The sequence below is a fragment of the Vibrio sp. 1580 genome, assembly GCF_033340055.1.
On record NZ_JAWOVT010000005.1, the window covers coordinates 41,902 to 64,710 of the forward strand.

The window sequence follows — 22,809 nt, forward strand, 5'->3', positions numbered from 1 at the left end:
AGGTAATAAAAAGCAATGATGCAAAGTGTAGATATCGCCATCATCGGCGGAGGGATGGTTGGGTTGGCACTTGCTGCCGCGTTCAAAGACAGTGATCTGCGTGTCGCCATTATTGAAGGTAAAGTGCCAGATGATTCGTTGAAAGAATTACCCGATGTTCGTGTGTCTGCGTTGAGCCGCTCTAGTGAGACGATTTTGCGTAAACTTGGTGCTTGGCAGGGCATAGAACAGCGCCGAGTTTCGCCTTACCATGGCATGGAAGTATGGGAACAAGATAGCTTTGCCAGCATTGAATTTAATGCACAAAGTATGGCACAACCTGATTTAGGGCATATTGTTGAGAATCGTGTGATTCAACTTGCACTGCTTGAACAAGTCCAAAAGCTCGATAACGTCACTATGTTTATGCCTGCACGTTGCGCGACTCTCGCGGTCGGTGAGCAAGAAAGCTGGCTGACGCTCGATAATGGCCAAGCCATGACCGCTAAATTAGTGGTCGGAGCCGATGGGGCGAATTCGTGGCTTCGCCATCAAATGGATATTCCATTAACGCATTGGGACTATGGTCATCATGCTTTGGTCGCGAATGTCAAAACTGCCATGCCACACAACAGCATTGCGCGCCAGATATTTACTCCTCACGGACCGTTGGCATTTTTGCCAATGTCGCAACCAGATATGTGCTCTATTGTTTGGTCCACGGAGCCAAATCGAGCAGAGCAGTTAGTGGCAATGAGTGAACATGATTTCAATAAAGCGTTGACGAGTGAGTTTGATGCTCGACTTGGTCTATGTGAAGTAGTGGGAGAGCGTGCTGCGTTTCCTTTGAAAATGCGCTATGCGCGAGATTTTGTTGTCGAGCGAGTCGCGCTGGTTGGTGATGCAGCTCATACCATTCATCCATTAGCGGGGCAGGGTGTGAATTTAGGTTTATTAGATGCGGCCAGTCTTGCTCAAGAGGTGTTAGCACTTTGGAAGCAGGGACAAGATATCGGTAGTAAACGCAACCTAAGAAGCTACGAGCGTTGGCGAAAAGCGGAAGCGGCAAAGATGATCGCTACTATGCAAGGGTTTCGAGATTTGTTCTCTGGCGAGAACCCAGCTAAGAAGCTCGTTCGTGGCATTGGCTTAAGTTTAGCGGGGCAACTGCCGGGAGCGAAAGATGAGATCATGAAGCGCGCGCTTGGTTTAAAGGGACACTTGCCGGATCTGGCGCGTCAGTAAGTGCAAAGCGAACTTCAAATACACAAAAGGCTGGTTAATCCAGCCTTTGTTTTATCAACATTTTGCTAAGCATATGCGCATCGGAGTTTCATTATTTCTTGATTGATCTCTTTGACCGCTCGGAAATGGCGTTGCTCTGCTTTCTCCGGCAGTATTAACTTACCGTTATCAAACTCGAATCTACCGACCCCGTAAATATAAATTCTTCCTTTAAAAAGACGACTTATATGTTTAGCAATCATACTTGGTGTATAGCGCTTAAACAGTCTCATATTTACTTTCCTTTTATCTAACCTAGCCTAGGTATTCTACGTTCTGGACGCGAAAATTATTGTGACAGCAATAGTATTAAATACAGATGTAGGGTGTTGCGTCAGAGAATTGTGTTGTCTTAGACAATTTGACAGTGTCATCTCTTAAATAGCGTGAGGATTACCCCAAAAATAACCTCTCTAAAGGAACCCTTATGCCAATACACTCCTTTTTACGTGACGCATTAAGCAATAGTTTTGTTACAGAATTAAGAATAGAACGAAAACGGTTGTTTGCTAGTTGTTTCTATTAAGGCCGTGCTTCGCGTAACACACTTTACGTTCTAACGATTAGAGGAAATGAAAGAGAAAAAGTTCCACGTAAAAAAAAGCCCGCTTCAGCGGGCGAATAGTCACAGATGCATTACACAAAAGTGGATAACTAACTGCATGAATGCTGTCACTCAGCTAGCTGACTCACTTTATATCGGTTAAGTGCTTGTTTGAAACTTAACCAACAAATTCAGCATATACGAGTTTTATTCCTGTGACTATTTATGTTTTATATGTGATTAAAAATTCTAATGTCTATTTTTGTAGATATGAGCGAGATCACGCAGTGATAGAAACACTACGTGTTATTACATTGTTTTTAGACGATTAACGACAGATCTCAGCTACGGTCGGCTGGCACAATTGGATAAGATCTTGAATAGAAAGCGCCAGCCCAGCCATTCGATCGCCACTGCTGATCGTGACTTCCTGTTCTTCTAGTAAGCTAGGGTCGAACACGATTGGCATATGACGTTTGAGTAACAGAGGAGTGACAGTACCAATTTTGTAACCAGTGATGGACTCAACGTCGGCTTGATCAACACAAGTCATCCGGCGACATTTCAGTAACGAGCGCACTTTTTTGGGATCAACGCTACGATCACCTGGCGCACAGGCGAGTGCATATTGATTACCCATGTCTCGTAGCAAGATTGCTTTCACCATTTGAGAAGGGCGAATGCCGCGTTGGTGCGCGGCATCCTCAATGGTGGTTGCTGGTCTTTGATGCGGTAACAGACGAAACGGAATGTGTTGGTCTGTGAGAAATTGCATCAAAGGAGTATGGATTGTATTACTCATCATCAAGACTGTAAGGCAGTGATTCGATTGTCCATTCACACTCTGGTTGCGCAACCAAACGAAGACGAGTGTCCTCATCGAGATTATTAGGCAGCACGATCAGGCCAATCGCATGATTGTCACTGAACTGGTAGTGATTTAATAAAGCACCTACTGAACGCCAGTTTTCACCTACGCTGCGTTCGAGCTCAATTGGTTCGTCACTGAATGGAGCAGAAGTTGCACCTTTTACGATATACATCGCACGTTTATTGGTACCGCGATACTTCGCTCGTGCTACCGTTTCTTGTCCCGTGTAGCAGCCCTTTGTGAAGCTTATGCCTCCTAAAGCTTGCACGTTAAGTGCTTGTGGAATGTGAGCATTCTGCGCGGATGCAGAGACAAATGGTAAACCTGCCTTAATATCGAAACGATTCCAAAGCTCATTTGTCGTAAAGACAGCGTCGGTAGTTTCAACGATTTGCTGTGCTTCTGGCGCACTTAATATCAGTAACCAGCGATCTTGGGCAACTTGTACTGCTGTGCCACCGTTAACTGGGCGAACGCTGCCAGTTGTCTTGCTCATTGTTGAAATGAATTCGTCGGCTTTGACGCCAGCAACGCCTAAGATAACGTCATCAGAAGCTTCAATCGTTACTTTAGAGAAAATAGCGTATTTCTTTATTTCACTAAGTTCTACGTCAATCGCCGATTTTGGTTGGATCATGCCGTAGCCATCATGATGATGGAAAAGGCGGAACACGCTCCACACTTTTCCTTTTGCATCACAATGTGCGCCCAGTGTTGATTGGTCTTGTTCTAAAGAAACAACATCGCAGGTAACCTGACCTTGTAAGTATGATTTTTTATCGTCACCGATCATGGTGATCATGCCGAAGTTATCCAGCAGTGAGATAGATAACTCTGGAAGTGCGTCTTGAGTTGAGAGAGGTAATGCTGAAAAACGAGTTTGCCATTCCATAATTACAATGCCTTTTGAAGATATTTTTCCGCTATGTTATACCCAAATAACCTTGAGATACTAGGGGAGCGATTTACGAATCAACATTTGTCTGCTTTCACTATCGTATTGTGACCCGCACACTAGTGACGTAGCACATCCCTTGTTACACTCCGCACTAACAACAAGACATCTATGAAGGAATAGTGAATGTACACTCCGGAAGAAAAAGCGCGTATTAAATGGGCTTGTCGTCGAGGCATGCTTGAGCTTGACGTAGTAATTATGCCGTTTTTTGAAGAGTGCTTTGATACTCTGAGTGAACAAGAGCAGCGTGACTTTGTTTCTTTACTTGAATGCGATGATCCTGATCTGTTTACTTGGGTAATGGGGCATGGCCGTAGCGAAAATTTAGGTCATGCAGCAATGGTTGATAAAATTGTCGCCCATAACCTCAGCAAAGTTCGTTAATTTTACTGCTTCTCCCTCTCTGACTGCCCGAGTCTTCAATGTTGTACTTTTCTTATTGATGACTTGGGCTGTTATCCTCTCTAGCATTCCGCTCGTATTATCGACTTATTTGTTATTACTGATTGTGAAGGCTTTCTCAAACCAAAGTCTTGTTCAACCTACAAGTCATGGGCATTGGTATGTGCACTGCGATGGCTCGGTTAGGTTTGATGCCCTTGAGTGTGGCGAATACTCGGAAGATATTGAGTCCGAAAAGGGTCATTTACAGCGAGTTGATACATCGGCATCACCATTCAAGATAACATTCCAATTGCAATCTGGCCGTAGTGTTACGATTTGGCGTGATAGCTGTGACGATGAGCAGTATCGTCAATTATCTTTGGTATTACGCCAATGGGAAATGAAACAGGGAGCTAATGCTCCCTGCTGATGTAATAGTTTACTTGGTAAAGTTAAAGCTGTTTAGCTGGAACCAAAATCGTTGGGCCGCTGTTTTCCAGTTGGTTCGGATAGTCAAGCGTGTAGTGCAAACCTCGACTCTCTTTACGCTGCATCGCACAACGAACCATCAACTCTGCTACTTGTAAAAGGTTACGCAGTTCTAATAAGTTGTTCGACACTCGGAAATTGCTGTAGTACTCGTGTGTTTCTTGTTGCAACAGTTGGATACGGCGTAAGGCGCGCTCTAAACGCTTGTCAGTTCGCACAATGCCCATGTAGTCCCACATAAACAGACGAAGCTCGTGCCAGTTGTGCTGAATAATCACTTCTTCATCACTATTGGTTACTTTGCTTTCATCCCAACATGGCACCTGTGAAGGTAGCTCAACGTTAGTGTGATGTTTTAGAATATCTTTTGCCGCAGACCAAGCATAAACCACGCATTCGAGAAGTGAGTTTGATGCCATGCGGTTAGCACCATGCAGCCCGGTGTAGCTAACTTCACCAATCGCATACAAATTTTTCAGATCGGTGCAGCCATTTCTATCCACCATGACACCGCCACAAGTGTAGTGTGCAGCAGGTACGATTGGGATTGGCTCTTTAGTCATGTCAATGCCCAAGTCCATCAAACGTGAATAAATGGTTGGGAAGTGTTTCGTAATAAAGTCAGCAGGCTTATGGCTGATGTCGAGATACATACAGTCGGCACCTAAACGCTTCATTTCGAAGTCGATAGCACGAGCCACGACGTCACGCGGAGCAAGCTCTTTACGTTCATCGAAATCCGGCATAAAGCGAGAGCCATCTGGACGACGCAGGTAAGCACCTTCGCCACGCAACGCTTCAGTCAGCAAGAAGTTACGTGCTTCTGGGTGATATAAACACGTAGGGTGGAACTGGTTAAATTCCATATTCGCCACACGACACCCTGCACGCCAAGCAATCGCAATACCATCACCAGACGACACATCTGGGTTAGAGGTGTATTGATAAACCTTTGAAGCACCACCTGTAGCGAGAACCACAAATTTGGCTCGCACGGTTTCGACATGCTCTTCGTTGCGGTTCCAAATATAAGCACCGATAACTTTGTTTTTATCACCGCCAATTTTGTCTTCGGTGATTAAGTCCAGAGCATTGTGACGTTCGAGAACATGAATGTTTGGATGGTTATGAGCGTTATCTTGCAGGGAGGTTTGCATCGCCATACCTGTCGCATCTGCCGCGTGAAGAATACGACGACGGCTATGACCACCTTCACGAGTTAAGTGGTAGCGAGGTTCATCGTCAGAGTCATCTTCTTCACGATCAAATGGGACACCACCGTCAATCAACCACTGTACACACTCTTTTGAATGCTCAGCAATGAACCTTACGGTCTCCTCATCGCAAATACCATCCCCGGCGATTTGCGTGTCTTCAACGTGTGAATCAATGGTGTCTGACTCATCAAATACGGCAGCGATACCGCCTTGAGCATAGTAGGTTGCCCCTTCGCTGCGTGGTCCTTTACTCAGCACCATCACCTTACAGTGGTTAGCAACGCGCAAAGCCAACGACAAACCTGCCGCGCCACTCCCTACCACTAATACATCACACTCATGTTCACGATTTGTGTTCATATAACTTTTATAATCCCAAGCTAAAGTAACAAAGTTACCTTGTGTATTATTTGCACACCATGTGCATTCCATTATCGCGACATCTGTCGCTAAGGGCTAAGTTGGGAGACCTATCGACGTCCGTGTTACGGCGGTGACTGAGCCACTCTTCTTTTTCATGCAGAGCATGAGCATGCTTCCTAAGTTATAATTTGTAACGCGGTGTTCAGATAGCCATTAGCCATGCAAATGAAAAGTAATAGTTTGTCAATGCCATTGCTTTTCCATGCCCGACCCAGCACAATCTGGGACAGAGATCATTCATTATACCCATTTCCCTCCAAGATGCTCGCTTGTCAAACTTAGACTAAAGTCAGGCAGCGGTGGTCATTTGGGTATAGACATCACATTGTGAAAAAACAATGACAAAAAACTTGAGAAACCATGGAACTTTCTCATTCACGTTAGGGTCACAATAGTGCTCAAGTAAGCAGTGGTGTCAATACTACGTTTTGCATAATTAGTACCCATATCTGAGAAGAGTAGGGGCATAACAAATAGGAGTATCCGCTCGAATGAACGAGCAGCTGACCGATCAAGTATTGATTGAGCGAGTTCAGAATGGCGATAAGCAAGCATTCAACCTGTTGGTAACAAAGTACCAGAATAAGGTATGTAATCTTATTTCCAGATACGTTAGTAATCCTGGCGATGTACCAGATGTAGCACAAGAAGCGTTTATTAAAGCTTACCGAGCTATCCCTAGCTTTCGTGGGGAAAGTGCGTTTTATACGTGGCTGTATCGCATTGCAGTGAATACTGCGAAAAATCACATTGTTGCTCAAGGGCGTAGACCTCCAGCGACAGATGTCGATGCTGAAGATGCTGAATTTTACGAAACAGGTAGTGCACTTAAAGAAATATCGAACCCTGAGAACTTAACGTTGTCCAAAGAATTGCAACGGGTGGTGTTCAGTGCAATCGAAGCTTTACCTGAAGATTTAAAAACCGCAATGACATTACGAGAGCTCGATGGCTTGAGTTATGAAGAAATTGCAGAAGTGATGGATTGCCCGGTAGGAACGGTACGATCGCGTATCTTCCGTGCTCGTGAGGCGGTGGAAAAGAAAATCAGACCTCTTTTGCAACGCTAGTACAAGTAATAACTATGGTGAAAATAATGGCTGACAAAGAAAAACTTTCAGCTCTCATGGATGGAGAATTGGTCGATAAGGCTTTAATTCAAGAGTTAGAGCAAGACCAAGAGAGCCGTGATGCTTGGCAGAACTATCACCTGATTGGTGATGTGATGCGAGGCGAAGCGCCAGCAAAACCTGAGTGGAATATTGCTGAAAGCGTGGCGTTAGCGTTAGAAGATGAACCTGCACACCGTGCGTTTGATTCGCACAGTGCAAATGTTATCTCAATTGCGGATACGCCAAAAGAGTCGCAACCAGAACCGCAAAAAGCAAAACGTCAGTTGCCAGGTTGGTTGACGCAGTTTGGTCAAGTTGCTGTTGCTGCATGTGTATCGCTTGTTGTTATTTTAGGTGTACAGCAGTACGGTGGTAGCGATTCAATGTCGCCGCAAACAGATCAATTACCTGTATTGCAGACGGTTCCGTTTGCTGGCAGCGCAGAACCAGTGAGTTTGACTCGTGAGTCTGTAGAACGTTCTGTAGGCGAGGCAAATATGCAAGAGCAGCGCAAGCGTGTTCATGCTATGCTGCGAGACTACGAATTGCAGTTACGAATTAACAGTGATGCATCTCAACAAGATGCAAATCTGAATCCGGATATTGAATGAAAAAATTTCTGATCAGCGCTTGCGCTCTGTTCAGTATGATGTCTTCTCAAGCCTTTGCTGGTGATAAGCCAGCGGAGGCTTTATTGCATCAAATGAGCGAGGCGAGTAAGAATTTAAGTTACGAACTCTCTTATATCCTTATCAAAAAGAACAGCATTGAGCCGTTGCTGTATCGTCATGCCACGCATGGTGACGATCAATATGCTCATCTTGTCTACTTAAGTGGCCCTGTGCGTGAAGTGATTCGTCGCGGAACTGAAGTAAGTTATATCGAAACGGGTTTAGAACCGTTCACCATCGAGTCAGGTAAAATGGTCGCTCCGACTATGCCTATGCTCAACACCAATATCGATGAGCTAAACTTGTATTACGACTATGTAAAAGTGGGCAGAGCTCGTGAAGCTGGTGTGGCAACACAAGTGCTGCGTATTGTTCCTAAAGACGGTCTGCGCTATTCATACGTACTATGGATCGATGAAAAGAGTAAATTGCCGTTACGTGCCGACCTTGTGGACCGCGATGGTGAAATGCTTGAACAATATCGCACTATTTCTTACACGGTAAACCCAAAAATCGCAGAGTTAATGAGTGGCCTGCAAGATGTTCAATTACCTGCTGTTCTCACCATGCCAAAAGGCGATATTGGGACCAGTAATTGGCAGGTTGGTTGGATCCCTGAGGGTTTCGAGCCGAACGAGCTCAACCGCTATCGTATGGCCGTTACTAACCAAATGGTGGAGAGCCAGCTGTATTCTGATGGTCTGTTTAGCTTCTCTGTTTACGTAGCAAACAAGGATGAGCATTCGTTAAAAGGGCAGTTGGTTCGCCAAGGCAGAAGAACGCTACACAGTTTTGTGAGCGGTCAACATGAAATCTCTGTTGTAGGAGACATTCCACCGACCACAGCACAGCGTATCGCCCAATCAGTCACATTTAATGTAACAAAGAGTAAATAACAATGATGACCGCGTTGGCTACCGTGACAGACGTGCATCGTCGCGGCAAGCAATACGAAATTGATTTAAGTTGCGAACAGCAGACCAGTTGCAGTAGTTGCTCTTCACAGAAAAGCTGTGGAACGGGCGTTGTTACTAAAGCCATTGGTAACAAGAGTTTATCTTGGCACCTGCGCACGGATAAATCGGTGAAAATAGGTCAAGTCGTCGAGATTGGTTTTCCTGAGTCGAGCCTAATAAAATCAGCAATGGCGGTTTATTTACTGCCATTGTTTGGTTTGATTATCGGTGCGATGTTTGGTCACTTCCTATTAGCGCCGCTGACAGCCGGCGGGGAAGGCATCATCATATTGGCATCGGTATTGTTTGCCGCTGGTGGAATGTGGATCGCAAAACGTGTTTCTCGTCCGTTAGAAGATGAATCCAAGCGCCAAGTTACCCTCGTTCGGGTACTTGGAGAGCCAATCCAGTAAGTGCTGTCCCCCTCCACTAAAGGTTATTTGGGTATGTACTTTAAATTACGTGCGCCCGTTAACGAAATTCGGTAGAATCTGCCAACTTGATTGAAATGCCGTCAGTAGATGGCGTTTCTTACTGTCCCTATTTGTAAAGAGTTAGTCACCCTAAATCTATGAAGCACATTCGTAACTTTTCGATTATCGCCCACATCGACCATGGTAAGTCGACCCTATCAGACCGTCTAATCCAAGTTTGTGGCGGGTTAACCGATCGTGAAATGGCCGCACAGGTTCTGGATTCTATGGATCTTGAACGTGAGCGTGGCATCACCATCAAATCTCAGAGTGTGACGCTAAACTACACCGCTAAAGACGGTGAGACGTATCAGCTGAACTTCATCGATACTCCGGGGCACGTTGACTTTGCATATGAAGTATCACGTTCTCTAGCGGCTTGTGAAGGTGCGCTATTGGTTGTGGATGCGGGTCAAGGTGTTGAAGCTCAAACACTGGCTAACTGTTACACCGCGATCGAAATGGATCTAGAGGTTGTGCCAATCTTGAACAAGATTGACCTACCAGCAGCCGATCCTGAGCGTGTAGCGGAAGAAATTGAAGAAATCGTTGGTATCGATGCAATGGAAGCAACCCGCTGTTCTGCGAAGACAGGCATTGGTGTTGATGACGTTCTAGAGAACATTGTGTCAGCGATTCCAGCACCGGAAGGTGATCCAGATGCGCCACTACAAGCGCTGATCATTGACTCATGGTTTGATAACTACCTTGGCGTTGTTTCTCTAGTGCGTATTAAAAACGGCGAACTGAAGAAGAACGATAAGATCAAAGTGATGAGTACGGGCCAAGTTTGGGGTGTAGACCGCCTTGGTATCTTTACGCCAAAACAAGTAGATACCGATACCCTTCGTACTGGTGAAGTAGGTTGGGTTGTTTGTGGCATCAAAGACATTCTTGGTGCCCCTGTTGGTGATACGCTGACTCTAGCGAAGAATGGTTGTGATAAACCGCTACCAGGCTTTAAGAAAGTTAAACCTCAGGTTTACGCAGGTCTGTTCCCTGTATCTTCCGACGATTACGAAAACTTCCGTGACGCACTAGGCAAACTAAGCCTTAACGACGCATCGCTATTCTACGAGCCAGAAAACTCTGCGGCACTTGGCTTTGGTTTCCGTTGTGGTTTCCTTGGCATGTTGCACATGGAAATCATCCAAGAGCGTCTAGAGCGTGAATACGACTTGGATCTTATTACCACAGCACCAACGGTAGTTTACGAAGTTGAGAAGACGGATGGCGATCTGCTGTATGTTGATAGCCCAGCAAAACTACCAGCGATCAATGATATTGAAGAAATTCGTGAACCGATTGCGCGTTGTAACATCCTTGTGCCTTCAGAGTACCTAGGTAACGTAATCACACTGTGTGTTGAAAAGCGAGGCAGTCAAGTTGATATGGTTTACCACGGTAACCAAGTCGCTGTGACTTACGATATTCCAATGGCTGAAGTGGTACTGGATTTCTTCGATCGTCTGAAATCAACATCACGCGGTTACGCATCTTTGGATTACAACTTCCAGCGTTTTGAAGCTTCGAACATGGTACGTGTAGACGTTCTTCTTAACGGTGACACTGTTGATGCATTGGCGATGATCACACACAAAGATCAGTCTCAGACTCGCGGTCGTCAGTTGGTAGAGAAGATGAAAGAATTCATCCCTCGCCAAATGTTTGATATCGCAATCCAAGCGGCAATTGGTAACCACATTATCGCTCGTTCAACGGTAAAACAGTTGCGTAAGAACGTTATTGCGAAATGTTACGGCGGTGACGTAAGTCGTAAGAAGAAACTTCTGAAGAAACAGAAAGAAGGTAAGAAACGCATGAAGCAGATCGGTAACGTTGAGCTGCCTCAAGAAGCGTTCCTAGCCATCCTTCACGTAGGTAAAGACTAAAGTTGAACTTTGTCTCACACTTGTCGGTCTTAAGACGTTAGATATTAAAATAAGTGAAAGGGTTTCGGCTCTTTCACTTTCGTATTTTTAGATAAGGGAATTTAATGGCGAATACATTCTCACTGATGTTGGTTATTGCGACTTTGGTAACTGGCGTGGTTTGGCTATTGGAAAAGCTGGTTTTCGCGAAAAAGCGTCAGGAAAAACTGGCTGAGATTCAAGCTCAGACGTCTAATGGTTTGGATGCAGTGACCTTGCAAAAAGTTGAGCGTCAGCCTTGGTGGGTTGAAAATAGCGTCTCTATTTTCCCTGTGATCGCGTTCGTTTTAGTATTACGTTCTTTTATCTACGAACCATTTCAAATCCCATCAGGCTCAATGATGCCTACCTTGCTGGTTGGCGATTTCATTTTAGTTGAGAAGTACGCGTACGGTCTAAAAGACCCAGTATGGCGTACTCAGCTAGTGGAAACTGGTAAGCCTGAGCGTGGTGATATCGTGGTATTCAAATACCCACCACAACCAAGTGTGGACTACATTAAGCGTGTAGTTGGTTTACCTGGTGATATCGTGCGTTATTCAAGTGATAAGCAGCTTTGCGTGCAAAGCCAAGGCGAATCGGCATGTAAGCCAGTTAAACTGAGCAATGTTGAAGAAAGTCAGTTTAGCTCGAACGGTATTCCAATGATCCAACTGGATGAAAAATTGGGTAACGTTGAGCACAATATTTTGGTTAACCCTCTTGTGCGTAACCGCGTGGAGCAATATTTCCCACGCAGCGGAACGACAGAGTGGGTTGTACCACAAGGTCAGTATTTTGTGATGGGTGATAACCGTGACAACAGTGCTGACAGCCGTTACTGGGGCTTTGTTCCAGAAGCAAACTTAGTCGGTAAAGCTGTCGCGATCTGGATCAGCTTCGAGTTTGATCGTGGCGCAGATAGTGTTCTACCTTCATGGATTCCAACTGGTGTGCGTTTTAACCGCATCGGTGGCATTCACTAACCATTCAAATATCGAGAGAGTATGAATTCTCCAATTGATAAACTAGAGAGAAAGCTCGGCTACCAGTTTCAAGATGCCGGGCTTATCAATTTGGCGCTGACGCACCGCAGCGCCAACAGTAAGCACAATGAACGTCTTGAGTTTCTGGGCGATTCAATTTTAAGTTTTGTCATCGCTGATGATCTGTACCATCGTTTCCCAAAAGTGAACGAAGGTGACATGAGCCGCATGCGTGCTACTTTGGTTCGCGGACATACATTGGCGGAACTGGGTCGTGAATTCGATCTAGGAGATTATTTAAAATTAGGTCCAGGTGAATTGAAGAGTGGCGGTTTTCGCCGAGACTCTATTTTAGCCGATGCGGTTGAAGCCATTATTGGCGCAATTTACCTAGACAGTGATCTTGAAGTTGTGCGAGGCATTGTACTGAGTTGGTATCAGTCACGCCTTGAAGCCATTAAACCAGGCGTTTCACAGAAAGATCCGAAAACTCGCCTACAAGAGTTCCTACAAGGCAGAAGAAAACCGCTGCCTGTCTACACAGTGACTAATATTAAAGGTGAAGCGCACAACCAAGAGTTCACGGTTGAGTGCGAAGTAGCAGGTGTGGATAAGCCTGTAATCGGTAAAGGCACCAGCCGCCGCAAGGCAGAACAAGCGGCTGCTGAAACAGCACTTGAGCAATTAACAAATGGCTGATAACGAATTCGATATCGATGCGTTTTTCGCATCACAAGGTGAGCCAAGCTCGCCAGAAAACCAACACTGTGGCTTTATTGCTATTGTTGGTCGTCCAAACGTAGGTAAGTCGACACTTTTGAACAAGATTTTGGGTCAGAAGATTTCGATCACCTCTCGTAAGCCGCAAACGACACGCCACCGTATTATGGGTGTGGATACGGACGGCGATTACCAAGCGATTTACGTCGACACGCCTGGACTTCACATTGAAGAAAAGCGTGCGATCAACCGTTTGATGAACCGTGCTGCTAACTCGTCATTGAGTGATGTAAACCTTGTGTTCTTCTTAGTCGATGGTACGCATTGGACTAAAGACGATGAGATGGTACTGACCAAACTTCAAAAATCGAACTTCCCAGTTGTGCTTTGTGTAAACAAAGTCGACAACGTACAAGATCGTAACGACGTGATGCTACACATGGCGGAGATGTCGAAGAAGATGGACTTCGTGGATGTTGTGCCAATCTCTGCCAAGCAAGGTAAGAACATTGACGTACTACGTAAGCACGTGCGTAATCACTTACCTAAAGCAACGCATCACTTCCCAGAAGAATACGTGACTGACCGTTCTCAGCGGTTTATGGCGTCTGAGATTGTGCGTGAAAAGCTGATGCGCTTTACTGGTGAAGAGCTGCCATACTCAGTAACGGTTGAGATTGAACGTTTTGATTACAACCCAGAAACCGACGGTTTCCACATCAATGCCTTGATTCTTGTTGAGCGTAATGGCCAGAAGAAAATGGTGATTGGCAAAGGTGGCGAGAAGATTAAAACCATTGGTCGCGAAGCGCGTTTAGATATGGAAGAATTGTTCGGTCGTAAGGTTTACCTAGAAACTTGGGTAAAAGTGAAATCTGGCTGGGCAGACGACGAACGAGCGTTGCGATCGTTGGGTTATATAGACGATTTATAATCTTGGCTGCGAAGGTGCTTCGCTCCAACATCGATGAAAAATCAGTATCGATTAAAATAAGGAGCCGCTCGGCTCCTTATTTTTTATTTCACACTTTTTAGGCACAATGACTTAGATGAGTAATCTGTCTTCCGAAGGTTTACAGCGCTGTTTTGTATTGCACCGACGCCCTTACAGTGAATCGAGCTTAATCCTTGATGTATTTAGTGAGGAATATGGCCGAATGACTTTAATGGCCAAAGGCGCGCGCAGTAAGCGTTCGAACTTAAAAGGCGCATTGCAACCTTTTACCCCGCTATTACTTAAATGGTCGGGGAAAGGCTCAATGAAAACTTTGCGTCAAGCCGAGCCGATAAGTCTAGGTTTGCCGTTAACGGGCATTAATCTCTACTCAGCCATGTACGTCAATGAACTGATTGGCCGTATTTTGATGGCTGAAGTGCCGATGCCAGCACTATTTCATGATTATTTGCATGCGTTAACCGAGTTGGCGCACAACGAGAACCCTGAGCCTGCACTGCGTCGTTTTGAGTTAGCCTTGCTGTCTTCGATGGGGTATGGCGTGGATTTTTTGCATTGTGCAGGTACCGGCGAGCCCGTCGACCCAGAAATGACCTATCGTTACCGGGAACAGAAAGGGTTTATTGCTTCTGTTAGGCGCGATAACCTCACGTTTTTAGGGAATGAACTGATTGCTATCAGTGAGCGGCGGTTCGTCACTAAAGAGCAGCTAAAAGCGGCAAAACGCTTTACACGTATAGCCTTAAAGCCGTATCTTGGCGGCAAACCTTTAAAAAGTCGTGAATTTTTCATTCAGACCCCCAGAGCACGGAGTAACGGAAAATGAGCTCAATTTATTTAGGCGTCAATATCGACCATATTGCCACTCTACGTAATGCACGTGGTACAAAATACCCAGATCCTGTTCACGCTGCTGAAATTGCTGAGCGTGCAGGCGCGGACGGTATCACTATCCACTTACGTGAAGACCGTCGCCATATTTTGGATCGTGATGTACGTATTCTGCGTGAAACCATTCAAACGCGTATGAATCTAGAGATGGCAGTGACGGACGAAATGGTTGAGATTGCGCTGCAAACTAAACCAGAGTTTGTGTGTTTAGTGCCTGAAAAGCGTGAAGAACTGACGACGGAAGGTGGCTTAGATGTAGTAGGGCAGCTTGAAAAAATTAAAGCTGCGACGAAAAAGCTGACAGATGCAGGCATCAAAGTTTCGCTCTTTATTGATGCTGACCGTCAACAGATTGAAGCTGCGAAAAAGTGTGGCGCTCCGTTTATTGAGCTACATACTGGCCATTATGCAGATGCGACGACAGAAGACGAGCAACAAGCTGAACTGAAGAAGATTGCCGCTGGTGCTAGTTATGCACATGATCTAGGTATTATTGTTAATGCCGGGCATGGCCTGACTTATCACAATGTCGCACCAATTGCTACATTACCAGAAATTTACGAACTCAACATTGGTCACTCAATCATTGGTCGCGCGGTATTTGATGGTTTAAATAAAGCGGTTGCTGACATGAAAGCATTGATGATTGAGGCTCGCCAGTCATAGGGCTATCTAGATGGCGATTATAGGGTTAGGGACCGACATTGCAGAAATTGAGCGTATTGAAAAAGCGTTAGCTCGTAGTGGTGAACCTTTTGCTCAGCGGATTCTTTCAGAAGAAGAAATGGCCAAATTCTCACAGCTTAAGCTGCAAGGTCGTTATCTTGCTAAGCGCTTTGCTGTTAAAGAGGCTGCCTCAAAAGCATTGGGGACAGGGATCGCAAAAGGGGTCACGTTTCACGACTTTTCCATCTCGAACGATGAGCTTGGAAAACCAGTACTCGCATTGACGGGCACAGCCAAGCAAATAGCGGATGCGATGGGTGTTAACCACATTCACCTGTCCATTTCCGATGAGCGTCATTACGCTGTGGCGACGGTCATTTTTGAATCCTAGCTTGTAAGTCTTAAACAAAATACTAAAAAGCCAGAGCATTTGCTCTGGCTTTTGTTTCTCTTCAATAGATCACTGTTCAAGGTATAACTTTGCGGTTGTTGTTACTTTAATCATTTCATCTTGCAGCTCGAACATTTCAGGCTCAACCTCCTCAAGACTGATCCCTGAGCGCAGTGCTTGCTCAAGCGTCGCACAGAGTGACTTCAGTCTTGGAACGCCACAATATGAACTACTGCCGTGCAGCTTATGTATGACATGAATTAGGTCATCACGAGAGATATCTTCTTGCTCCAGAGCTTGGTCAACGACTGCTTCTACTTCAGGGATGAACTCAATCAACATGCGTAGCATGTCTTTAGCGAGATCCTCTTTATTCGCGCTCTGTTTCAAGGCTGCTTGCCAATCAATAATCACATCCTGCTGAGGCGAAGAAACGGATTGTGGTGCGCTTCCTTCAGGTTCATCAACGTATGAAGGGGCGACTTTGCCAATGCTCTCTGTACAAGCATTTGGGTTCCAGTGAACCAAAACCTGTTGTAGCACATGCTCTTCAATAGGTTTGGTCAAGTAGTCATCCATTCCTGCCGAGAGCAAGCGGTCTCGTTCCCCTGCCATGGCATGTGCCGTTACCGCAATCACTGGCGTGTCTTTATTTAGCTCCAACTCTTTAATGTGCTTACAAGCGGTCACCCCATCCATTTGTGGCATTTGAATATCCATGAAGATTAAATCGTACTTTTTCTCTGTCGCCAGGTTCACCGCTTGCTGGCCATTGCTACAGGCGGTGACGGTTTCTACTCGTTCGCGGAGCAGTGCAGAGATCAGCTTCAAGTTTGCAGGGTTGTCATCCACTGCTAGTACAGTGAGAGGTAAACGGTCCCCTTCGCTTGGCGTAATTGGAGCGCTTAATACCGGTGGCGATTCTACATGTTCGCTAATCAGGCTTTGTAGCAACTTACGGCGAGACAATGGTTTCGTCAGGCACTGGACGTGATGCTCTGTCATTATTTGGTCCGCAAGCGCCAATTCGGTACTCGGTGTCCCTAGGAGAACACTCGGAGCCATGCGTTTCGCTTGTTCTATCCAAGGTGTAATAACTTCCGCATCGTGAGTCTGGTTGGCCGCTAAATTCAACAGTACATAATCATATTGTTCTTCGTTGTTTGGTAGCGAAGAGCGGTAGGTTACTAAAATACCCTCCTGACTTAGAATCTGTTGGGTTACGGATGCGGCTTGCATGTTTGGTTCAATCAGCAGTAACTGCTTCCCAGTCAGAAGTTCCACTTCAATCAGTTCGCTCATTGGCATCTCAGTTGAGTGCAAGCGCACCGTAAACCAGAAGGTTGAACCTTGGTGTAGACGGCTGGTTAAACTGATTTCGCCGCCCATCTGGCTCACCAGTTTCTGAGTGATAACCAGACCAAGACCAGTACCGCCGTAACGACGTGAAATACTTGCATCTGCTTGGCTAAAGGCTTGGAACAACTGCGCTTGCTGACGCTCAGAGATACCAATACCGGTATCACGCACCATGAATTGCAGTTCGACGGAGTCTCCTGATTGAGAGCGCATTTCTACGCTAACATCAATGTTGCCTCGCTCGGTAAACTTGATTGAGTTACCGACTAAGTTCGTCAAAATTTGCTGGATACGTAGTGGATCCCCAACTAAACCTGGTGGAATTTTAGGGTCCACTTTTAGGGTGATTTCTAACCCTTTCTCATGTGCACTTGTGGCTTGTAGGTTAATTACCTCTTCTAAACTTTCTCGGAAATCAAAAGGAATGTTTTCGAGTGCCAGCTTACCCGCTTCAAGTTTCGAGAAGTCGAGAATGTCATTGATGATATTCAGCAGGTTGTTCGCCGATTTCTCAATCGTCTGTAGGTAATCCGTTTGGCTGTTAGAAAGCTGCGTTTTAAGCATTTGACGAGTAAAGCCAATCACCCCATTGAGCGGAGTACGCAGCTCGTGCGACATGTTCGCCAAGAACTCTGACTTAACCCTGGCCGCTTCTTGCGCGCGTTTCTTCGCGATATCCAACTCAACGTTCTGAATTTCTAGCTGCTCAAGCGTTTCACGTAAGTCGGACGTGGCTTGGTCTATACTGTGCTGCATCTCCACGTGATATTCTGATAACGATACCGCCATGGCGTTGATGCCATTTTTTAGCTGGTCTAACTCACCGTGCATTTTGCCTTCGATACGCACATCCAGATGACCACGGCGAATGCGGTCAACGACATTCTTCATGTGGGTGATAGGTTGGGTCACATCGTGCATTAGACGTGAAGCAAACACACTTGCTAAGCCAAGACCGAGAACCAGAACTAAAAAAGCAGAGAAGACTTCTTGATACTGTTGCAGCCTCAAGGAGGAGAGATCTAACTCGACGGCGATGTAACCAATCGCTTTTGTGCCTTGGCTTTCGTTCGACAACTCCGCTAAGTAGTGACCTTCTGACAAAATGGGGACACGCAATATCAGTGAGTTTTCGTAGATTTCCGAATTACCCAGTTGCGGGATCGGTTTATCTTTGGGAAACATCAAGGCTTCAAAATTAGGATGAAAGTTAGAGGTCACAAAGAGCTCATGATGTTCATCAAATACCGCGATACTACGAACCAGTTTGGAGTTTTTGCGGTGCGCGTAGCTTATCAAGCGACGTACCGCCTCTCGGCTTTCTGATAGTAGATGAGTTTCACTGGCAATCGCCAGCGGCTCAATAATGCTGTTACCAGTGGTGATAACTTGTTTCTCAAGGTCTTGGTAGCGGTTAAATGAGAAAAAGCCGCTCAGTAATAAACCAATAATGAGAGTGGGAGCGAGAGTTAGTGTAATTACACGTGCTCGTAAGCCATATCTGGTCATGTTATCTAATTACATCGGAGTCTGGATATGGGAAAATAACGCATTATTTCTCAAGCGCACGATAAAGCCTTGAGCAAAGAAGTGACGTCACCGAATAAACGGTAAGCATAATCAAGTCACTCGAATCACACAACGGCTGCAATCAAGAATAGTGAAGCCGAAGAGCAATTACACATAAATCAGGCATAGAGCATGGCACGCATCTTTCAACCGAAAAAGAAAACCCAACTCAATACTCGGCACCAAGCAGTGCAAGTAGAGCGTTTAGATCACCACGGCGCAGGCATTGCTTACCTCAAAAAGAAGCCATTGTTTATTGATGGAGCACTGCCGGGTGAGGAGGTGGTCACTCAATTGGTGGAAGAAAAGAGCAAATACGCTCGCGGTAAGTTGATTAAAATCCTTAAGCCGAGTGAAGCTCGTGTGGAGCCATTTTGCCCACATTATCATGAGTGCGGTGGCTGTGATTTGCAGCATCTAGATTATGACCAACAATTGACGTACAAACAGCAAACGTTGCGTCAGCTAATGCGAAAATTTTCAGGCAGTGACATTGAACTAGATGCCCCGTTATTGGGATATTCGCAGGCCTACCGTCGCCGTGCGAGAGTGAGCTTGTTTGTTGATAAAAAAACACGTCAGCTACATTTTGGTTTCCGTAAAAAGCAGAGTAAGCAAATTGCGCAAGTGACCGATTGCCCAGTGCTGGCACCGGAACTGAATGTTTTGCTGCCAGAGATTTACTCAGCCCTAAAAGCGTTCAAAAAGCCGGAACAATTAGGTCATGTAGAGCTGGTACTTGGTGATAATGGGCCGTGTATTACGCTGCGCCACTTGAGCGCTCTGACAACGAGTGAAACTCAATCTCTAACGGAGTTGGCAAAACGTCATGGCGCATCGTTGTACTTAATGCCATCGACAGAACAATTAGACCTTATCGAAGGCGATATGCCTTTTTATCAAGAAGTTGGAGTGAAAATCCCTTTTGCACCAAATAACTTTATTCAAGTAAACCAAGGTGTAAACCAACAAATGGTCAAACAAGCGGTTGAGTGGTTAGACCCACAAAAGAGTGACCGAGTGTTAGATTTGTTCTGTGGTTTAGGCAACTTTAGTTTACCAGTTGCGAAATTAGCTAAGTACGTGGTTGGAGTAGAGGGTGTTGCAGAGATGGTAGAAAAAGCCACAAACAATGCATCTTTGAACCAAATCAATAACGCGCAATTTTATCACGCTAACCTTGAGCAAGATTTTGAAGGCCAAGCCTGGGCCGCAGAGCGGTTTGATAAAGTATTATTAGACCCGGCACGCGCGGGAGCGAGTGGGATCATCGATCAAGTTTCTGAGCTTGGCGCACAGCGTGTAGTTTATGTTTCTTGTAATCCTGCTACCCTTGCTAGGGATAGTCAAAGCTTGATAGAGCAAGGCTATAAATTAACTAAATTAGGTATGCTGGACATGTTCCCTCATACCAGTCATCTAGAATCGATGGCATTGTTTGAAAAGTCCTAACTTTAGGACTTTGACCCCTTATTTGTGGTGGGTGGTCATAAAGCCAGCGTGTACGCGCGGTAAAAAGAACTAACCTGGACGGTGTTAGTCAAACCACACGAATATAATAATTAGGATGATGAGATGGTTGCGGTAAGAAGCGCGCATTTAAACCAAGATGAACAGTTTGAACTCGAAAACTGGGTGGCTAGCCTAGGACAAGAGAAAAACACAGCCTCACGCTTAATCGAAGTATATCGAGATTGCCAGACGGTATTAGCTGATAACGAGCAAGCGGAGCTGTTGTTGTGGCGTGGACGAGAAATGATCGAAATTTTGATCACCTTGTCTATGGATCAAGCCACTTTAGTGGCTGCTCAACTGTTTCCTTTGGTTTCAAGTGGTGCTTTTAACAGAGAAATTCTGGAAGAGAAATACAGCAAAGAAATCATAAAATTAATCGACGGCGTTGAAGAAATGGCTGCTATTGGCCAACTCAACGTCAACATGGAAGGCAGTGCAGCGTCATCTCAGGTAGATAACGTACGCCGTATGCTGCTTGCCATGGTGGATGACTTCCGCTGCGTAGTTATCAAGCTCGCGGAACGAATTTGTAATCTTATTGAAGTTAAAAAAGCGCCAGATGAAGTTCGACGTGCGGCGGCAAAAGAGTGTGCCAACATCTATGCGCCGCTAGCAAACCGATTAGGCATCGGTCAGCTGAAATGGGAAATTGAAGATTACGCTTTCCGCTACCAACAACCGGAAACTTACAAACAAATTGCCAAACAGCTTTCTGAGCGACGCATTGTTCGTGAACAGTACATCAAAGACTTTGTTGAAGACCTCACGCACGAAATGGAAGTGTCGGGCATCAATGCGGAAGTGAGTGGTCGACCTAAGCACATCTACAGCATTTGGCGAAAAATGCAGAAAAAGAGTTTGGCCTTTGATGAGCTGTTTGATGTGCGAGCAGTGCGTATCATCGCAGACAAACTGCAAGATTGTTACGCGGCTTTAGGCGTAGTTCACACCAAATACAAGCACCTACCGAGCGAGTTTGATGACTACGTTGCTAACCCTAAACCAAACGGTTATCAATCGATCCATACAGTAATTCTAGGGCCAGAAGGCAAAACCATCGAGATCCAGATTCGTACCAAGCAAATGCATGAAGAGTCGGAACTGGGGGTTGCAGCGCACTGGAAATATAAAGAAGGGGCAAGCAGCCGAAGCGGTTATGATGAGAAAATCACGTGGCTGCGTAAGCTATTGGATTGGCAAGAAGAAATGTCTGACTCTGGCGAAATGCTCGATGAGTTACGTAGCCAAGTCTTTGATGACCGTGTTTATGCCTTTACACCACGTGGTGATGTTGTCGATTTGCCAATGGGGGCAACGCCGCTAGATTTTGCCTATCACATTCACTCCGAAGTGGGACACCGTTGTATCGGTGCCAAAGTCGGAGGTCGTATTGTGCCGTTCACGCATAAATTACATATGGGTGACCAAGTCGAGATTATCACTCAGAAAGAACCTAACCCATCACGTGACTGGTTAAACCCATCATTAGGCTTCGTTCATTCTGGTCGTGCGCGTGCCAAAATTAACGCCTGGTTCCGAAAACAAAGCCGTGAGAAGAACCTTGAAGCAGGTCGTGAAATCCTTGAGCATGAGTTAGCCAAAATTGGCGCAACGTTAAAAGATGCAGAGCATTACGCCCTCAAGCGGTTTAACGTCAAAACACCAGATGAATTGTATGTTGGTGTAGGTAGCGGTGATTTGCGCATCAACCAAATCATTAACCATATTAACGCGTTAGTTAACAAGCCAACGGCAGAGGAAGAAGACCAGCAAGCACTGGAAAAACTGCAAGAAGCTGAGCATAAATCACCCGCGCAAAGCCGACCGAAAAAAGACGCAGTTGTAGTAGAAGGCGTCGATAACCTAATGACACATCTAGCACGTTGCTGTCAGCCAATTCCAGGTGACGATATCTCTGGTTACATAACGCAAGGTCGTGGGATTTCAGTACACCGTAGTGACTGTGAACAGCTAGAAGAACTGCGCCATCATGCGCCAGAGCGCATCATCGATACGGTCTGGGGCAGCGGCTTTGTGGGGTCATACATCCTCACCGTGCGTGTTGAAGCGATGGAGCGAGGTGGTCTACTCAAAGACATTACGACACTGTTCGCCAACGAAAAGATCAAAGTGACCAGTATGAAGAACCGAGTCGACTACAGACGTCAACTTGCCATCATGGACTTTGACCTAGAAGTCACCAATATTGAGGTGCTTTCGCGGGTTTCGAAACGTGTGGAACAGATCAAGGATGTGATGACGGTGAAACGCCTCGGCTAAAACTCTCGTCATAGTTGTCGTTGTAGCGTTGTTGACTGCACGCACTCGCTCCATCACATGGTGAACCATGCTCAGGAGTCTCGTTTGTTTGTCGCCTAGCTATACAACTTCAACTATTTACAGAGTTACACTTGCGTCATATTTGGCTTTTTATCTGCGTTAGCTGCACTTATTCCGACGTGCCGGCTCAGGGGCATCACATAGTA

21 protein-coding genes are annotated in these 22,809 nt (G+C 45.7%); 16 read left to right on the forward strand and 5 right to left on the reverse strand.

The annotated features are described in order from the left end of the window. The first annotated feature begins 15 nt into the window (after positions 1-15). Positions 16-1,224 (forward strand): FAD-dependent 2-octaprenylphenol hydroxylase, encoded by a 1,209-nt coding sequence (locus R7093_RS09505; RefSeq protein WP_047103183.1) that lies wholly within the window; start codon positions 16-18, stop codon positions 1,222-1,224. A gap of 65 nt (positions 1,225-1,289) precedes the next feature. Here the strand turns inward: R7093_RS09505 and R7093_RS09510 are convergent, their stop codons facing one another. From R7093_RS09510 to ygfZ, 3 genes are all read right to left on the reverse strand, one after another. Next, positions 1,290-1,496, reverse strand: a complete 207-nt coding sequence (locus tag R7093_RS09510; protein ID WP_005380970.1) for a DUF1107 domain-containing protein — start codon at positions 1,494-1,496, stop codon at positions 1,290-1,292. A gap of 639 nt (positions 1,497-2,135) precedes the next feature. Further along, a complete protein-coding gene (locus tag R7093_RS09515; protein WP_047103194.1) occupies positions 2,136-2,609 on the reverse strand; it encodes an aminoacyl-tRNA deacylase in 474 nt (157 codons plus the stop codon). Further along, a complete protein-coding gene (gene ygfZ / locus R7093_RS09520) occupies positions 2,602-3,570 on the reverse strand; it encodes a tRNA-modifying protein YgfZ (RefSeq protein WP_047103180.1) in 969 nt (322 codons plus the stop codon). The genes R7093_RS09515 and ygfZ overlap by 8 nt, the downstream gene beginning before the upstream one ends. A 189-nt stretch (positions 3,571-3,759) precedes the next feature. On the opposite strand from ygfZ, the gene R7093_RS09525 reads away from it, so the two are divergent. Then, a complete protein-coding gene (locus tag R7093_RS09525; protein ID WP_005380951.1) occupies positions 3,760-4,020 on the forward strand; it encodes a succinate dehydrogenase assembly factor 2 in 261 nt (86 codons plus the stop codon). Continuing rightward, positions 3,989-4,450 carry a protein YgfX gene (locus R7093_RS09530; RefSeq protein ID WP_235429224.1) on the forward strand — a complete coding sequence of 154 codons (462 nt, stop codon included), beginning with the start codon at positions 3,989-3,991 and terminating at the stop codon, positions 4,448-4,450. Before R7093_RS09525 ends, R7093_RS09530 begins: the two co-directional genes overlap by 32 nt. A 22-nt stretch (positions 4,451-4,472) precedes the next feature. Here the strand turns inward: R7093_RS09530 and nadB are convergent, their stop codons facing one another. Continuing rightward, positions 4,473-6,086 carry an L-aspartate oxidase gene (gene nadB / locus R7093_RS09535; RefSeq protein ID WP_005380947.1) on the reverse strand — a complete coding sequence of 538 codons (1,614 nt, stop codon included), beginning with the start codon at positions 6,084-6,086 and terminating at the stop codon, positions 4,473-4,475. A gap of 554 nt (positions 6,087-6,640) precedes the next feature. Here nadB and rpoE point away from each other — a divergent pair. The 11 genes from rpoE to acpS all read left to right on the forward strand — a co-directional run bounded on the left by rpoE (position 6,641) and on the right by acpS (position 15,880). Next, positions 6,641-7,219 (forward strand): RNA polymerase sigma factor RpoE, encoded by a 579-nt coding sequence (gene rpoE, locus R7093_RS09540; protein ID WP_005380946.1) that lies wholly within the window; start codon positions 6,641-6,643, stop codon positions 7,217-7,219. Between the two features lie 26 nt (positions 7,220-7,245). Further along, positions 7,246-7,872 (forward strand): sigma-E factor negative regulatory protein, encoded by a 627-nt coding sequence (locus tag R7093_RS09545; protein WP_005380944.1) that lies wholly within the window; start codon positions 7,246-7,248, stop codon positions 7,870-7,872. Continuing rightward, positions 7,869-8,828: a sigma-E factor regulatory protein RseB gene (rseB, locus tag R7093_RS09550; protein WP_005380941.1), complete on the forward strand. Its 960-nt coding sequence runs from the start codon at positions 7,869-7,871 to the stop codon at positions 8,826-8,828. The genes R7093_RS09545 and rseB overlap by 4 nt, the downstream gene beginning before the upstream one ends. A gap of 2 nt (positions 8,829-8,830) precedes the next feature. After that, complete coding sequence (locus tag R7093_RS09555) at positions 8,831-9,301, forward strand: SoxR reducing system RseC family protein (RefSeq protein ID WP_005384575.1); 471 nt, start codon at positions 8,831-8,833, stop codon at positions 9,299-9,301. Positions 9,302-9,459: 158 nt separating this feature from the next. Further along, the gene (gene lepA / locus R7093_RS09560; RefSeq protein ID WP_005380934.1) at positions 9,460-11,253 is read left to right on the forward strand and encodes a translation elongation factor 4; all 1,794 of its coding nucleotides are present in this window, start codon (positions 9,460-9,462) and stop codon (positions 11,251-11,253) included. Positions 11,254-11,357: 104 nt separating this feature from the next. Beyond that, positions 11,358-12,257, forward strand: coding sequence for a signal peptidase I (gene lepB, locus R7093_RS09565; protein WP_005380933.1), 900 nt, complete (start codon positions 11,358-11,360; stop codon positions 12,255-12,257). 21 nt (positions 12,258-12,278) lie between these two features. Next, positions 12,279-12,956 carry a ribonuclease III gene (rnc, locus tag R7093_RS09570; RefSeq protein ID WP_005380932.1) on the forward strand — a complete coding sequence of 226 codons (678 nt, stop codon included), beginning with the start codon at positions 12,279-12,281 and terminating at the stop codon, positions 12,954-12,956. Beyond that, positions 12,949-13,911 (forward strand): GTPase Era, encoded by a 963-nt coding sequence (gene era / locus R7093_RS09575; RefSeq protein ID WP_005380931.1) that lies wholly within the window; start codon positions 12,949-12,951, stop codon positions 13,909-13,911. The genes rnc and era overlap by 8 nt, the downstream gene beginning before the upstream one ends. A gap of 115 nt (positions 13,912-14,026) precedes the next feature. After that, the gene (gene recO / locus R7093_RS09580) at positions 14,027-14,758 is read left to right on the forward strand and encodes a DNA repair protein RecO (protein WP_006743310.1); all 732 of its coding nucleotides are present in this window, start codon (positions 14,027-14,029) and stop codon (positions 14,756-14,758) included. After that, positions 14,755-15,489 carry a pyridoxine 5'-phosphate synthase gene (gene pdxJ / locus R7093_RS09585; protein WP_318146636.1) on the forward strand — a complete coding sequence of 245 codons (735 nt, stop codon included), beginning with the start codon at positions 14,755-14,757 and terminating at the stop codon, positions 15,487-15,489. Before recO ends, pdxJ begins: the two co-directional genes overlap by 4 nt. A gap of 10 nt (positions 15,490-15,499) precedes the next feature. After that, positions 15,500-15,880, forward strand: coding sequence for a holo-ACP synthase (gene acpS / locus R7093_RS09590; RefSeq protein ID WP_005380927.1), 381 nt, complete (start codon positions 15,500-15,502; stop codon positions 15,878-15,880). A 69-nt stretch (positions 15,881-15,949) separates the two neighbouring features. Here the strand turns inward: acpS and barA are convergent, their stop codons facing one another. Then, positions 15,950-18,748, reverse strand: coding sequence for a two-component sensor histidine kinase BarA (gene barA, locus R7093_RS09595; RefSeq protein WP_033907441.1), 2,799 nt, complete (start codon positions 18,746-18,748; stop codon positions 15,950-15,952). A 192-nt stretch (positions 18,749-18,940) separates the two neighbouring features. On the opposite strand from barA, the gene rlmD reads away from it, so the two are divergent. Together rlmD and relA are read left to right on the forward strand one after the other, a co-directional pair. Further along, entirely contained in the window at positions 18,941-20,260 is a 1,320-nt protein-coding gene (gene rlmD / locus R7093_RS09600; protein WP_025768846.1) for a 23S rRNA (uracil(1939)-C(5))-methyltransferase RlmD, read from the forward strand. Between the two features lie 123 nt (positions 20,261-20,383). Then, complete coding sequence (gene relA / locus R7093_RS09605; RefSeq protein ID WP_005380915.1) at positions 20,384-22,603, forward strand: GTP diphosphokinase; 2,220 nt, start codon at positions 20,384-20,386, stop codon at positions 22,601-22,603. The last annotated feature ends 206 nt before the right edge of the window (positions 22,604-22,809 follow it).

Coding starts and splice junctions, on each gene's coding strand:
- R7093_RS09525 (WP_005380951.1), top strand. CDS start 3,760: ATGTACACTCCGGAAGAAAAAGCGCGTATTAAATGGGCTTGTCGTCGA.
- R7093_RS09555 (WP_005384575.1), top strand. CDS start 8,831: ATGATGACCGCGTTGGCTACCGTGACAGACGTGCATCGTCGCGGCAAG.
- barA (WP_033907441.1), bottom strand. CDS start 18,748: ATGACCAGATATGGCTTACGAGCACGTGTAATTACACTAACTCTCGCT.
- rseB (WP_005380941.1), top strand. CDS start 7,869: ATGAAAAAATTTCTGATCAGCGCTTGCGCTCTGTTCAGTATGATGTCT.
- R7093_RS09510 (WP_005380970.1), bottom strand. CDS start 1,496: ATGAGACTGTTTAAGCGCTATACACCAAGTATGATTGCTAAACATATA.
- R7093_RS09545 (WP_005380944.1), top strand. CDS start 7,246: ATGGCTGACAAAGAAAAACTTTCAGCTCTCATGGATGGAGAATTGGTC.
- nadB (WP_005380947.1), bottom strand. CDS start 6,086: ATGAACACAAATCGTGAACATGAGTGTGATGTATTAGTGGTAGGGAGT.
- relA (WP_005380915.1), top strand. CDS start 20,384: ATGGTTGCGGTAAGAAGCGCGCATTTAAACCAAGATGAACAGTTTGAA.
- pdxJ (WP_318146636.1), top strand. CDS start 14,755: ATGAGCTCAATTTATTTAGGCGTCAATATCGACCATATTGCCACTCTA.
- lepA (WP_005380934.1), top strand. CDS start 9,460: ATGAAGCACATTCGTAACTTTTCGATTATCGCCCACATCGACCATGGT.
- ygfZ (WP_047103180.1), bottom strand. CDS start 3,570: ATGGAATGGCAAACTCGTTTTTCAGCATTACCTCTCTCAACTCAAGAC.
- era (WP_005380931.1), top strand. CDS start 12,949: ATGGCTGATAACGAATTCGATATCGATGCGTTTTTCGCATCACAAGGT.
- lepB (WP_005380933.1), top strand. CDS start 11,358: ATGGCGAATACATTCTCACTGATGTTGGTTATTGCGACTTTGGTAACT.
- rlmD (WP_025768846.1), top strand. CDS start 18,941: ATGGCACGCATCTTTCAACCGAAAAAGAAAACCCAACTCAATACTCGG.
- rpoE (WP_005380946.1), top strand. CDS start 6,641: ATGAACGAGCAGCTGACCGATCAAGTATTGATTGAGCGAGTTCAGAAT.
- R7093_RS09515 (WP_047103194.1), bottom strand. CDS start 2,609: ATGAGTAATACAATCCATACTCCTTTGATGCAATTTCTCACAGACCAA.
- acpS (WP_005380927.1), top strand. CDS start 15,500: ATGGCGATTATAGGGTTAGGGACCGACATTGCAGAAATTGAGCGTATT.
- R7093_RS09505 (WP_047103183.1), top strand. CDS start 16: ATGATGCAAAGTGTAGATATCGCCATCATCGGCGGAGGGATGGTTGGG.
- recO (WP_006743310.1), top strand. CDS start 14,027: ATGAGTAATCTGTCTTCCGAAGGTTTACAGCGCTGTTTTGTATTGCAC.
- rnc (WP_005380932.1), top strand. CDS start 12,279: ATGAATTCTCCAATTGATAAACTAGAGAGAAAGCTCGGCTACCAGTTT.